The sequence below is a fragment of the Arsenicicoccus sp. UBA7492 genome, assembly GCF_002479615.1.
Classification (GTDB): domain Bacteria; phylum Actinomycetota; class Actinomycetes; order Actinomycetales; family Dermatophilaceae; genus Arsenicicoccus; species Arsenicicoccus bolidensis.
Window position 1 is genome coordinate 149716 of sequence record NZ_DLOE01000006.1, and the last position, 12676, is coordinate 162391.

12 protein-coding genes are annotated in these 12676 nt (G+C 67.5%); 3 read left to right on the forward strand and 9 right to left on the reverse strand.

Going from position 1 to position 12676, the window contains the following annotated elements; genetic code table 11:
- Positions 1 to 64 precede the first annotated feature (64 nt).
- From B4E97_RS01625 to B4E97_RS01635, 3 genes are all read right to left on the reverse strand, one after another.
- The gene (locus tag B4E97_RS01625; RefSeq protein WP_286958449.1) at positions 65 to 1843 is read right to left on the reverse strand and encodes a type IV secretory system conjugative DNA transfer family protein; all 1779 of its coding nucleotides are present in this window, start codon (positions 1841 to 1843) and stop codon (positions 65 to 67) included.
- Entirely contained in the window at positions 1840 to 2391 is a 552-nt protein-coding gene (locus B4E97_RS01630; RefSeq protein ID WP_044636308.1) for a hypothetical protein, read from the reverse strand. Before B4E97_RS01630 ends, B4E97_RS01625 begins: the two co-directional genes overlap by 4 nt.
- A gap of 224 nt (positions 2392 to 2615) precedes the next feature.
- Complete coding sequence (locus B4E97_RS01635; RefSeq protein WP_044636307.1) at positions 2616 to 3497, reverse strand: aldo/keto reductase; 882 nt, start codon at positions 3495 to 3497, stop codon at positions 2616 to 2618.
- Positions 3498 to 3641: 144 nt separating this feature from the next.
- Here B4E97_RS01635 and B4E97_RS01640 point away from each other — a divergent pair, with 144 nt between their 5' ends.
- A complete protein-coding gene (locus tag B4E97_RS01640; protein WP_286958450.1) occupies positions 3642 to 4490 on the forward strand; it encodes a helix-turn-helix domain-containing protein in 849 nt (282 codons plus the stop codon).
- Here B4E97_RS01640 and B4E97_RS01645 read toward each other — a convergent pair.
- Both B4E97_RS01645 and B4E97_RS01650 read right to left on the reverse strand, forming a co-directional pair.
- Positions 4478 to 5977: an ATP-binding protein gene (locus tag B4E97_RS01645; RefSeq protein WP_286958451.1), complete on the reverse strand. Its 1500-nt coding sequence runs from the start codon at positions 5975 to 5977 to the stop codon at positions 4478 to 4480. The two genes, B4E97_RS01640 and B4E97_RS01645, sit on opposite strands and share 13 nt — an antisense overlap.
- Positions 5974 to 6804 (reverse strand): hypothetical protein, encoded by an 831-nt coding sequence (locus tag B4E97_RS01650; protein ID WP_286958452.1) that lies wholly within the window; start codon positions 6802 to 6804, stop codon positions 5974 to 5976. Before B4E97_RS01650 ends, B4E97_RS01645 begins: the two co-directional genes overlap by 4 nt.
- A gap of 110 nt (positions 6805 to 6914) precedes the next feature.
- Between B4E97_RS01650 and B4E97_RS01655 the strand changes: the two genes are divergently transcribed.
- Positions 6915 to 8132, forward strand: coding sequence for a hypothetical protein (locus B4E97_RS01655; protein ID WP_286958453.1), 1218 nt, complete (start codon positions 6915 to 6917; stop codon positions 8130 to 8132).
- 10 nt (positions 8133 to 8142) lie between these two features.
- Here the strand turns inward: B4E97_RS01655 and B4E97_RS01660 are convergent, their stop codons facing one another.
- Genes B4E97_RS01660 through B4E97_RS01670 form a run of 3 tightly spaced genes read right to left on the reverse strand, consistent with a single transcriptional unit; the run spans position 8143 to position 11332 of the window.
- Entirely contained in the window at positions 8143 to 9612 is a 1470-nt protein-coding gene (locus tag B4E97_RS01660) for a PrgI family protein (RefSeq protein ID WP_286958454.1), read from the reverse strand.
- 3 nt (positions 9613 to 9615) lie between these two features.
- Complete coding sequence (locus tag B4E97_RS01665; RefSeq protein ID WP_286958462.1) at positions 9616 to 10977, reverse strand: conjugal transfer protein TrbL; 1362 nt, start codon at positions 10975 to 10977, stop codon at positions 9616 to 9618.
- Between the two features lie 34 nt (positions 10978 to 11011).
- Positions 11012 to 11332 carry a DUF6112 family protein gene (locus B4E97_RS01670; protein WP_286958455.1) on the reverse strand — a complete coding sequence of 107 codons (321 nt, stop codon included), beginning with the start codon at positions 11330 to 11332 and terminating at the stop codon, positions 11012 to 11014.
- Positions 11333 to 11497: 165 nt separating this feature from the next.
- Here B4E97_RS01670 and B4E97_RS01675 point away from each other — a divergent pair, with 165 nt between their 5' ends.
- Complete coding sequence (locus B4E97_RS01675; RefSeq protein ID WP_286958456.1) at positions 11498 to 12364, forward strand: TIGR02391 family protein; 867 nt, start codon at positions 11498 to 11500, stop codon at positions 12362 to 12364.
- Between the two features lie 14 nt (positions 12365 to 12378).
- On the opposite strand, the gene B4E97_RS01680 is transcribed toward B4E97_RS01675, so the two are convergent.
- Positions 12379 to 12645 carry a DUF6112 family protein gene (locus B4E97_RS01680; protein WP_286958457.1) on the reverse strand — a complete coding sequence of 89 codons (267 nt, stop codon included), beginning with the start codon at positions 12643 to 12645 and terminating at the stop codon, positions 12379 to 12381.
- Between the last annotated feature and the right edge of the window lie 31 nt (positions 12646 to 12676).

Here is a 12676-nt window from a genome sequence, read left to right on the forward strand (position 1 = left end):
GGCGACCAACTGCGTGTGGGTCGCTCTGTCAGGCAGGTGCGCTTTGGCGCCCAAGCGCCAGTCGTCAGGAGGCGGGGCGGTGGCGCAGCAGCGCTTCGAGTTCGTCGCGATCGCTGCGGAGCTGCGCGGCGTCGGGCCGGGTCGGCCAGGCGCGCAGGTCGGTGACGATGGGTGGCGCGGAGCGCAGCATCGTGATGCCGGTGCCGAACGGCAGGGTGCGGATGCGGTCTGGCGGCAGGATCGGGACGCGGCGGATCGAGCGCTGGTTGGAGCGGGTGCCGTGGTCGCCGAGGGTCACGCTGTCGGTGTACTCGTCGCGCTCTCCGATGAGAGTGGAGAGGTCTTGGAGGTCGCGGCTGTTGGATGCGCCGCCGAGGATGATCTTGACGATGCTGGCGTCCCAGATCGCGCCGGCCTGGTGCTCACTCCACCGGTCACGGGCTTGGGCGAGGGACTGCAAGACCGGCATCGTCGTGATCCCGGTGCCGCCGCCTTCGGCCATGAGCGTCGGCAGTGACGGCAGAGGTGCCAGGTTGCCGATCTCGTCGAGTGCGAGCAACAGCGGCGGGTCGAGCCGGGCTCCGGGTGAGCGCGCGGCGAGCCGTCGGGCGGTTTCGATGAGGTCTTCGACGAACGCTGCGACCAGCGACGCGGAGGCTCCTGCTCCGGCACCGGTGGCGAGCAGGTAGAGGGTGCCTTGCTCGGTGAGGAAGGTCTCGGGGTCGAAGTGTTCGTGCGGGCCGGGGGTTACGGCATCGAGCACGCGGGGGTCGGCGAGTGCGGCGAGGGCGAGGGAGACGCCTTGCCAGATGCTGTCGCGGGTCTTGGGGTCAGCGTCGATCATCGCGGCCAGGGAGTCGTCCCAGCCCATCGCCGCGTTCGGGTGGGAGTTGAGGATCGCGACGGCCTCCGATGCCGCGCTGGGATCAAGAGTCCACCGGAACAGCTCGGCGGGCGGGCGGCCGTCCAGCGCGGCAGCGTGCAGCAGGCTCTGAAGTGCGGTGCGGGTCTTGCCCTCCCAGAACCCGCCGGACTCGACCCCTCCGGCGGACAGTCCCGTGGCGGCGGCGAGGCCGTTGGCGCGGATCATCGCGGTCAGCGGATCATCGCAGCCGCGAATGGGTGACCAGCGCAGCCCGGCGGGGATGCCTTCGGCGAGGTGTTGGGGATCGAACACCGCGACCGGCCCACCCTTGCGGCGTCGGGCCCGGAGGGTCGCAGTGAGGTTGTCGGGCCTCGTGCTGGTCGTGACCACAGCACCCGGTGCGTCGAGGATCGCGTTGATGACGACGTGCAGGCCCTTGCCGGAGCGGGGCGGTCCGATCAGCAGGATCGAGTCCTCGACCGATGCCCAGACCTTCGTTCCACGACTCGCCCCCAGCAGGTAGCCGACATCCTGCGGTGCTGGCGAGTCCAAGGAGGGCCGCAGCGTGGCCGCGCGGTGAAGCAGTGCCTTTGCGGATGCGGCGGTCTTGACCTCGTGGCTGGTCGCGATCCCCGCCAGTCGGTGCGGGTCGGTCTCTGTCTTCCGCGTGTGGCGGCGCAGCACGATCCACACCCAGACGATCCCGGCAGCGAGTCCGCCGAGCAGTGCCGCGCTGACGAGCCAGTAAGCGACTGGGTTGAGCCCGTCGGCACCGAGCGCGGTCGCAGGGTCACCGGGGTTGAACAGCACGGCGAGCCCCGCCGCTGCGCCGACGTCGGGCTGCGGTGTGCCGGTGAGGAACGCGGCGACGCTGCCAGCGGCACGGAGGACGAGAGCGATCCCGAACATGCCGACCAGGCCAACGAGGGCGGCGTTGGTGAGTTCGTCGCCCATGCCCCCGGCCTGCCGCTGGTTCATATCAGCCGCCGCACCGCGAGCGTGCCCGAGATACGCCCGAACAGGATCACCTCGTGCGATGTTCCGGCGGGCAGGTCGTCGAGGTCGATGAGCGCACGTGCCTCCCCGGTTCCGGTGGCGTCGGTATGGGAGACGATCGTCGCGACGGCGACATCCTCGCCAGGCACGAACCCGTGAGCCGTGACCTCAGACAAGCGCGGCACCCGTCGGGCGTGACGACTCCGACGAGTTTCCGGCACCGAGTTCTCGGACGGTGCCACTGCGCGTCGAGGCTTGCGGGTGCGGAGGATGTCGGTGAAGACGCTACCGTCGCTCTCGCGCACCTCGACACGGACCGCGATGGTGCGATCCTTGGTGATCGCATCCATGAGCGGCCCGAACGTCGCCCGCGTCCACGCGGTCCCGTCCGGCGACGGGAACGGTGCTCCATCTACCATCGCGGTGAGTGTGCCGTCTTCGGCGACGGTGACGAGGACGTGCGGCAGCTCGACGGGAGCAGTCGCCTCGTCGTCGGTAGGGGTGGATCGGCGCGGGCCGGTGAGGTTCATCGGCCGATAGCCCGGAGTGGGGTGAGGTCGCTGGAGTCATGGTCTGGGTGCAGGCTCATGTCTGGCAGGTGTGCACGCGCCCTACGGGGTGCGCCCTAAGAGGCCGCAGGACCTCCGACGGCGCTGGCTTTCCGAGACCGCTGCCGAAACAACAGGGGCCGAGCCTCAGTCTCTGGCCTGCCTACCCCGACCCTGCAAACGTCAAGTCCAACGCCGACGAAGGATCAGGCTTCGGGGATGGGCATCCCGTAGTTCTCCATCGTGATCGAGTCCGGGTCGGGGCCGCTGCGCACCCCGGTGTCCAGGGCGTCAATCGCCGCCAGTTCTTCCGCGCTTAGCTCGAAGTCGAAGATGTCGAAGTTCTCTGCGATCCGGTGAGGCTTGACCGACTTCGGGATCGCCGAACGGCTCTCCTGCGCATGCCAGCGCAGCATCACCTGTGCCGGGGACTTCCCGTGAACCCGCGCGATCTCGCCGATGGTTTCGTTATCCAGGGTGCTCTGCTGCCCGCCGCCGTAGATCGTGATACCTCCGATCGGCGACCATGCCTGGGTGAGGATGCCGTGTTCGGCGTGCAGGGCTTGCAGCTCGTGCTGTTGGAAGTAGGGGTGCACCTCGATCTGGTTCACCGCAGGCACCACGTCCGTCTCCGTCAGGAGGCGGGTGAGCTTGTCGGGCATGAAGTTGGAGACCCCGATCGCACGCACCTTGCCGTCGGCGTAGAGCTGCTCCAACGCGCGGTAGGCGTCAAGGGTGCGGTCGAAGCTCTCGGTCAGGGGTTGGTGAAGCAGGAGCAGGTCGATCTGGTCGACGCCGAGCTTCGCGGCGGACTTCTCGAACCCGTGCAAGGCTGCGTCGTAGCCGTAGTCGCTGATCCACAGCTTCGTCTCCACGAACACCTCATCACGGGCAAGGCCCGACGCGCGAAGCGCATCGCCGACACCGTTCTCGTTGCCATAGGCGGCGGCCGTGTCGATGTGCCGGTAGCCGACGCGCAGCGCCTCCGTCACCGCGGTCGCGGTCTCATCGGGCGGGGTCTGAAAGACCCCGAACCCGAGCGCGGGCAACATGACGCGATTATTCAAAGTGATCGTGGGAGTAGCCATACGTCCACGCTAGGCACCAGGCGGCCGGGTGCGGGAGACACTGCTGTTATCACCCACGCCACCAGGGGCTGGGAGATACCGGCCATGACTCCCAGCCCCACAGCGTGCGGTCGTAACCTTGAGGGTATGGACAATAAGCGGGAGGTGCAGCAGTTCCTCACCGCGTTGCGTGCCCGCCTGACCCCAGAGCAGGCCGGGCTGACGATTTTCGGCGGAGAACGCCGGGTTCCGGGCCTGCGCCGCGAGGAGGTCGCTCAACTCGCTGGGGTCTCCACCGCGTACTACACGCGCATGGAGCGTGGGAACCTCGCCGGGGTCTCCGAGTCCGTCCTCTACGCCCTCGCCCGGGCCCTCCACCTGGACGACGTGGAGACAACGCACCTGCTCGATCTCGCCCGCACCGCGACCGGCCCCCGCAGGCCAGGGCGCGTCAAGCCTGCACCACGGGTATCGGAGCGAATCGCGCGGATGCTGGACGCGATGCGAGATGTACCCGCGATCTCCCTTACCCGGCTCGGCGACCCGGCCGCATCGAACGCGCTGGGTCGGGCCCTGTTCCCGCACCTGTTCCCGGAGAACGCTCCGCCGTTGAACCACACAAGGTATCTGTTCCTCGATCCGCGGTCGCAGGAGTTCTACCCCGACTGGGAGAAAAGCGCCCGCGAATCCGTCTCGGCCTTGCGCCTGCTTGCCGGGCACGACCCCGCCGACCGCGCCCTGATGAGCCTTGTTGGGGAACTCTCGACGCACAGCGACCAGTTCCGCACCTGGTGGGGTGCGCACACCGTCCGCACGCACACCAGCGGCACGAAACGCCTGAACCATCCTGTCGTCGGCGAGTTGACCATCGGCTATGACGTGCTCGCGATCCAATCCACGCCAGGCCTTTCGATCACGACCTATCTGCCAGAGCCCGGCACCCCGTCCGCGGACGCTCTAGACATGCTGCGCAGCTGGGTCGCCGACCGGCAGCCAGCGGCTCACATGTCATAGACTCGCGGGCTTCTCCCGGCTGCACGGCTGCTGGTGTCGAATAGGGCGAGTTCGTCAGGGTGGAGTTGGTGTTGGCAGACGAAGCTCCTGGCCTTGATCCGCCACAGGCCTTGTCCGACGCCGAGGTTCGGCAAGAGCTGCTGCTCGGTCCCGGTCAGCCCGAGAGCCTTCGCGGTCGGCCCGAGCTGGTCGGACTCCTGCCGGTACACGATCCTCGTCTCTGCATTCGCCAGCAGCGAGTTGGCCAGCGAACGCATAGCGGAGCCCTGGTCGCCCACGTTGTCGAGATCGGTGAGCTTGTGGAAGATCAGCATGTTCGCGATCCCGTAATGCCGCGCGAGTCGCCAGTGCGCATCCATCCGCCGCAACAGCGCCGGGTGGGACATGAGCCGCCACGCCTCGTCGTAGATCACCCACCGCTGCCCACCGTTCGGATCGAGCAACGCGGACTCCATCCACGCCGACGAGCACGTCATCAACACCGAAATCAGGGTCGAGTTCTCGGTGACCCGCGAGAGATCGAGCGAGATCATCGGCAACGACGGATCAAACGCGACCGTCGAAGGCCCATCGAACAATCCGGCCAAGTCGCCCGCGACGAGACGGCGCAGCGCGTGACCGACGAGCCTGCCGTCCTCGGCCAACCGGCCGTCGGCATCCGAGCTCGGGGCGAGACTGTGATCGACGACCATCGGCAGGATCGGCACGTCGTTCTCCCGCACCGTCTGGGTCAGGGCGATGTCGATCGCGGTGTGCTCCAACGGCGACAACCCGCGCGCGAGCACCGTCTCGGCCAGTGCGCCGATCAGGTCACGCCGCCGCGCCGCAACCGTGGAGGCCCACTGCTCATCCGACAGGCCGCTGGGCCGGTGACCTTCATCGAGTGGGTTCAGGCGAGTGTTGAGGCCGTGGCCAAGGACGATGGCGCGTCCGCCGACCGCGTTGGCGACGGCAGTGTGTTCGCCCTTCGGGTCGCCAGGCACGTACACGCGCCGCCCGAACGGCAACGACCGCGTATAGAGCGACTTGGCCAGCGACGACTTGCCGGAGCCGACGATCCCGGCCAGCACCACGTTGGGCGCGGTGATGATGCCGCGCGCGTAAAGCACCCACGGGTCGTAGACGAAACTGCCGCCCGAGTAGAGGTCTTGGCCGACGAACACGCCATCGGCACCGAGACCGCCCTCGGCGACAAACGGGTACGCGCCCGCCAGCGTCGCCGACGTGTCCTGATGCCGCGTCAGATGGAACCGACCCGGCGTGCGCAACTGCGCAGCGCCAGGCTCGCCGGCCTTCGGTAGGTAGATCGTGGCGCGCCGCTCGGCACGCTCCTCCTCAGCCTTCGCCTTCGCAGCGGCGAGCGCGGTCCTTCGCTGCTCAGCGTGGAGCCGGGCCTCGGCTTTGCGGCGCTGCTTGCGGAGCTTCCGCCGCTCCTTCGACGGCGCCACCAGAACGGCGGTGTGCAGCCGTGCTCGATCCTCGGTCACAGCACCAGCCCCCGCGACTGCTTGACTGCCGTGATCTTGGCCGGCTCGAACCACGACCCGTCCCGCTTCGCCGTCGGTAGATCGGTCCGCTCTGGGGCGCCCGGCGACGAGCACGAGACCAGCAGCTCCGGCCCAGCCTGCATCGGAGCGGACGCGACCTGTTCGGCATCCTGGGGCTCTGCCTCCGGTTCGGTGTAGCGGCGCAGCAGCGACACGTAACCGACGTGCGGGTTGACGACCAGCGCGTAGTCGCCCGAGAGCGCCACATGGTCGTTGGTGCCCTCGCCGGGTTCGTCGTAGACGTACCCGTTCTCCAGCGCGGCCTGCGTGGTCTCGTCGCCGTAGTCCCACTGCGCGAGGAAGTCCACCGCATCGACATGGCCCAGCTCACCGAGAATGCGCAACGGCCGGTCGGCCTCCTCGCCTTGGAGGAAGACCACGCTGACCCAGCGCGACGGCGCGGCCTCTTCGACAGTCGGCTCGGGGTGCCAGGCGATCCGCCCGGCGGCGATGAACCCTTCCGCGAGCCGGTCGTACGCCCGGTCGACGAGGTTCGCGGCCTGACGCAGTTCCTCCGCGGCAGCGAGCGCGTCCCGCACTCCTGCCTCGTGGCTCCCGTCATCGTTGAAGGCGTGCGCGGCCTTGCGCTCGTGAACATCAGCGATCTGGTCGAGCGCCTGCCGCAGCGAGCGCATCCCCGAAGACAGATCACCGATCACCCCGTACATCTCGGCGGGCTGATCGAACCCCCGGCTCGCGTGCGCCAACCCGCGCAACGCCTCGGATGCCTCAGCGGCATCGGCAGTCGAATCGAAGAACGTGGGCATCATGGACCTCCTGGCGCGTCGTGTGTCTTGGAGGTGCGCAGGACTCCCACCCGGCTGTCGGCGGTCACGAATACTCTTGAGGCAGGAAGCAGACAGAGGAGGAGCGGCAGGTGGCTGATGAGATCGAGTTGATCCATGGCAGCGAGGGGCTGGCTGTCATCGGCAACCCGTCGGCCGTCGAGCGCTTCCTTAATTCAGTGGGGCTGCTGCCCTTCTCCCGTGAGCTTCCTCTCGACAGGCTCGGATCAGCGCTCGACACGGGGTCGAAGATCGCGGAAGCGGCGTCCAACATCGCGGAGAACGCTGGCCGGTACGTGAGACTCACCAAGGAGTCGGCCGAGCAGGTCAAGGAGTTCGGCCTGATGCCTACAAAGACCAAAGGCATCAGTCACGCGATGCTGGGCGACCCCGGCTCCATCAGCAAGTGGATTCAGATCGAGGATGGTCCGGCATCTCTTCTCATGAACCCCGCGATCCTCTCCGGTGCTGCCGGAGTGATGGCTCAGCTTGCTCGGCAGCAAGAGGCACAGGAGCTGAAACAGCTCCTCGTCGCCATCGACGGGAAGCTCGACGACGTACGCCGTAGGCAAAGAGACGAAGTCCTCGCCAAGATGGATCGAGTCAGCTTCGTCATCGAAGAAGCGATGGCGATACGCGAACACGGAGGGGATCGCGAAACCGCTTGGGACAAAGTCAAGACCGAGGTGGGCACAATCGCCGAGATCCAAGCAGACGCACTACGTGCCTTGGAAGCACTCGCCGACAAGGCCAACGACCAGTCAGGCGTGGGCGCACTCGCAAGGGCGACCCAGGATATTGAAGCAGAGGTCGGCGTCTGGCTCGCTGTGCTTGCACGATGCTTCCAGTTGCAGAACGAGTATGCGGTGCTGGAGTTGGATCATGTCTTCGACACGGCGCCGGCTTCGCTGGATGGACATCGGATCGGTCTCGATGCTGCACTCCAGCAGCGGCGCAGCAAGATCGTCCTGAAGACAGGGCACCTCATGACTCGCCTCGATCAGGCTGGTGGTGTCGCGCGCGAAAATGTCGTGCTGCATGCCCGCGCCGCACGCAAGGTAATCAACTCGATCAACACCGTCAGCGACTCCATTGATGACTTCCATATGCCATTCGCGATCGAGTCCGACCGGGAAGCGCTGACCAGCACTCGTTGGAGAGACGCAGTGCGCGATCCGCAGCAGTTGCGAAACGCCGCAGCAGAGGCTGGGCCGAAGGTTGCTGTGGGTGTCCTGGGCATCGGGACCCTCGTCGTCGGGGCGGTCCTCAAGAACGGCGACTCGAAGGGATCATCTGGCGGAGACGCCTGAATGACTGAAGTCACACCCTCCGGCACAGCGGGAGCGCGGCGGCGGTGAACGCGGCTGCTTGCTGGCCGACGAGCAGCCGGGTCTCGCACGAGGCTTGGATCGCGGCTTGCTCGATGGCGGCGACGGCGGCGTCGAGTTCCTCGATGGTGGGTGCGGAGACAGCGATGAGGCCCGTGTAGCGGAGGATGCCGTGTCCGGCGGTTAGGTCGGCTTCTTGCTGGAGCACGTCGTGGTACTCGGCGGTCTGTGAGGCGTCTTCGATCTGGCCGATCTTCGCGCGCTGGGCGTGGTCGGAGATGTGCTCGACCTTCTTCTTGCGGATGTCACGTGCGGCCTGGTCGGAGCGCATCGGGGTGCAGATCAGCGAGAACGACCGCTGGATGCCGGTGGACAGCAGCACCGGTGACAGGAACCCCGGATAGACCAGCGAGCGGGGCCACTCGCTGACCCAGAGCACCGCGTGATGGGCGGAGTCGGTGCGTAGCCTGCCCCAGGTCTCGGTGACGGCGACCGGCCCCGCAGTCGCGAGTGACTGGCCGAGCCTGCCGTGGCGCTCCAGGGTGGCGGCGATGGCCGGATCGTAGGCCGAGCGCAGCATCACCGCGATCTGGCCCGGTGTCAGCCATCCCGACGGCGAGAGGTCGGCGGAGCGGAGCGCGGCGACGAGGGTGTTCATCTCTTGCCGCAGGACGGCGGCGGCACCGCGTATCCCTCCTCCGGCGGTTCTGGTCTGCCGAGCGCTGGTCTTCATGTCCAGTGACAGCGAGAGTGTGGTGACGTGGCGTTCGCCGGCGGGTCCGGCGCGGTCGATGAGTTCGGCGTATGTGTCGGCGGCCCACGAGCCGTCCGGGGTGCCGTGGGTGGCCCACCATTCGGCCAGTCCGGTGCCGGAGTCAGGGAGGGTGCGTTCGAGGACTTGCAGCGTCGCGATCCGCCCCGAGCGGCAGACCGTGGCCAGAACGCGGCCCCAGGAGCTGACCCGGCGTTCCTGCTCGCCGGGATCGAGGAGCACGAACGCGGGATGGGTGACCTCGCACACGACGGTCAACGTGGCTGCGTGGGGGTCGTGGATCATCCCAGCTTCGGTCTCGGGGTCGGTGTAGGCGCGTAGTCGCGCCATGTCGCCGGGCAGCGCGAGGGTTCCGACGGGGCGCGGGACGACGATCCTGCGCCGGTACAGCAGTTGCCCGCCGGTGGTGCGCCACAGCCACCAGCAGGCGATGGGCAGCCACTCCACGATGGGCCGGCCCGCGATGGGTATCCAGGTCAGCGCGGCGGCGAGTACCCAGATGGGGGCGGTATAGGCGAGCAGCATCCCGCCGCCGGCGTAGAACGCGCCGATGAGTGTGGCTCCGCCGATGGCGAGCGTGATGAGCTGGGTCAGCGACAGGCCGAGGAGGACGCCACGGCGGGTGAGGCGGGAGAACTTCACCGGCACGAGTTCGCCCGCGGTGGGACGGTCGTGGTTCGTGCTGCTCATCGTCTACTCCTTCGGTGGGCGTGGCGCGGGAGGCGGGGGCTGCTTCGGCGGCGGTGAAGGGTCGGTGCTCGGCGGTCGTGGTGCCGGACTCGACAGCGGTGCCGCAGGTGAAGCGGCGGGCGGTGGCGGTGTCTGCGCGGCTGCGTCGGCGGCGTGCTCGCCCTGGGCTCCCAGCGCGGTTCCGGCCTTCGGCCCGGCGGTCGCGGCGCCCTTGGCGACACTCGCGCCGATCACGATCCCGGCGGCCACGGGTCCAGCTGCGGCTGCACTGCCTCCGCTTGCTGCCGCCCCTCCGCCGCTCGCGGCGAGTGCCGGTGCCGGGGTCTTCGGCGGTGGCGGGGCGCTGCTTCCTCCACCGGAGCTTCCGCCCGTGTTCCCGCCGCCGCTGCTGGTTCCGTCGAGCACCTTCTTCGGGTCGCCGCCGCCCTGCGGCTTGGTCGGGACAGGGATCGGGCGGTTGAGTGCGCTCTTGGCATCCTGCTCGGAGCCGATCGCGTGGTACATGTCGAACCCGACGAACGCGATGAACTTGTACGTCAGGTACGGGGCGAACGCGGCCATCGCCATGAGCACGATCCCCGCGATGGGATCGCTGACCGAGGCGAGGTCGGCGTCGATCGGTGCAGAGACCTGGGTGATCGCGACGAGGAACATCACGACGAGCACGAGCTTTGAGCAGATCAGCGCGACGACGAACATCGCCCACTTCCCGATCCACCCCCGCGAGGCATCCCACGAGGCACCAGAGAAGGCGAGCGGGGCGAACACGACCGCGACCAGCAGGAGCGCTTTCCTGACGAGGAGGGACAGCCAGACGATCGCAGCGGCGGTGATCGCGAGGCCGGCCATGAAGATCGTGATGATCGCTCCCACGCCGGGAGCGGCGATGTTGATCCCGACCAGCCCTGCGGCGAGGAGGGCGATCTTGTCGCCCATCGACTCGGTGGTCTCTCCGGCGGCCTGCACGATCCCAATGCACAGCTGGTCGACGACTTCCAGCAGCAGCGCAGTGAGCGTGATGACCACGAACGACCCGAGCACGGACTTCGCCAGGCCGAGGGCGGCACGGGTGAGCGCGGTCGGGTCGCGGCGGATCAGGCCGGTGATGAGTTGGAGGCAGAAGAAGATCAGCATCACGAAGACCGCGATGCCGAACAGCAGGTTGTAGACGGCGATATAGCCGGGCTTGGTGACATCCACCAGGGTTGTGGTGTCGAAGACCGACCAGACGGCCTCGAACAGCCACCCGGCGGCGGCACCCATCGCCTGGGCGAGCCAGTCGAACGGGGCCGCGACCAGAGAGGCGGCTCCTTCGCCGACGGCATCGCAGACTGAGGAGATCACGGGAACGTCGCACACGCCCATCACGAACACCAGCTCTCGACGACGACAGTCGGGGTCAGACGGACTGGCCGACGTTCCAGAAGAAGTTGATGAGCGTCACGCTCGCGCCGCAGATCACCGCCGCGCCGCAGGAGACGAGGACGCCGATCTTCCCGCGCGAGGCGAGGTGCGGATTCGACGAGTTCGCGCCGAAGCCCCACACGATCGCGGACACGATCAGCGCTAGGACGCTGAGGATCAGGCCGATGGTCATCACCGCGCCGACGATGGTGCGCAGCTGGTTGATCCCCGGCAGGCCGTTGGTGTTGGGGTCGATGTTGATGTCCATCGGCACGAGCAGCGGTGCGGACAGGGCGGTGGTGAGCAGATCGAACACGGTGGGTCTCCTTGGCGACGGGCGGCCCGCCTGCGAAATCTCAGACGGGTACACGCGACAGGTGCGCGCTCGTCTCCTGGCTCGTCGGTGGTCGCCCGTAGCCTTGAGGTGTCTGTGCGCGTCGCTCGTCCGCACGGGTTTGCCGGATCGAGAGGTGCCAGGAACGTGAGTCAGTACGGGGTGGACTACCTCCAGCGATTGCGCGCCGCCGTCGAGAAGTTCGAGGGAGCGTTCAACGCCTGGATGAGCACTCAGGTCGAGTCAGATCACATGTCGGCGCGCGGCCTCTTTCCGACTGTGTGGACTAAGGAAGGCCAGGATCAGGACGAGGTCCAACGTCTCGAACTCGGTGTCGCGGAGGCAGCCGGCTTGGCAGCGAGCGCAGTGTCGGTAACCGGTGCCTATATTGCGATTGCGGGTATCGGAGCGATCGACCCGATCTCCAACTGGTCGTTCATGGCTGCTCCCAAGGCTCCGATCGCGCCTCGGGACATTCGTACGACGACCGCCAATGTCAAGGGCAGGCTGGACGCAATGATCGTCGATGCAGAGTCGCGCACGGACTCTGACCTTCCGACCTTCGCGCCCGCGCAGTTTCACCCGGAGGTCTGGGCTGGTGCGTCCGCACATTGGACGACGCATCAGTACCGAGTGGCAGTGCGCGAGGCGGCCGAAGGCCTCACGGTCCACTGGAAGGAGCGGCTCGGACGGAACGATGTCGATGACACGGTCTTCTGGCAGCAGACGCTCTCACCAGGTGCACCCGAACCGGGCAAGCCGAAGCTCACCTGGCCGGGAGCGTCGGACGACAAGACGGTGAAGAGCATGCGCGGTGGCCTCGAACCGCTTGGAAAGGCCCTCAACGCGCTGGCCACTGGTCTGAACCTCACGGTCCGCAACGTGACGACGCACACGCGCACCGAGCTGTCTGAGCAAGAGGCAATGGAGCGCCTCGGGGCTTATAGCTACTTCGCGCGGTTGCTTGATCGGTGCGAGACAGAGAGCGCCGACGTGGAGGATTCGGACCAATGACGCCAACCTTGCAGCTACAAGCTCGATCCAACTGTGAGTAGCCAGTTCATCCAGGCCACGCCACCTCCGGCGAGCGCTGCGGCACCGAGTGCGACAAGGACGCCCGTTCGGCCCTTGCTGGCGGCCGCGTAGTTGCCGTGAGCCGTCGCGATGGCCCACACGATCGCGGACAGACTCAGCATGAGGACGGCGACGATGAGGACGAACGTCAGGAGCGCACCGACCACGGCGCGGAGGTCGCCGATGCCGCCGAGCCCGTCGAAGTCGGGGAAGACACCCATCGTCGATCACCCCACCGGCAGGGTCGGATGA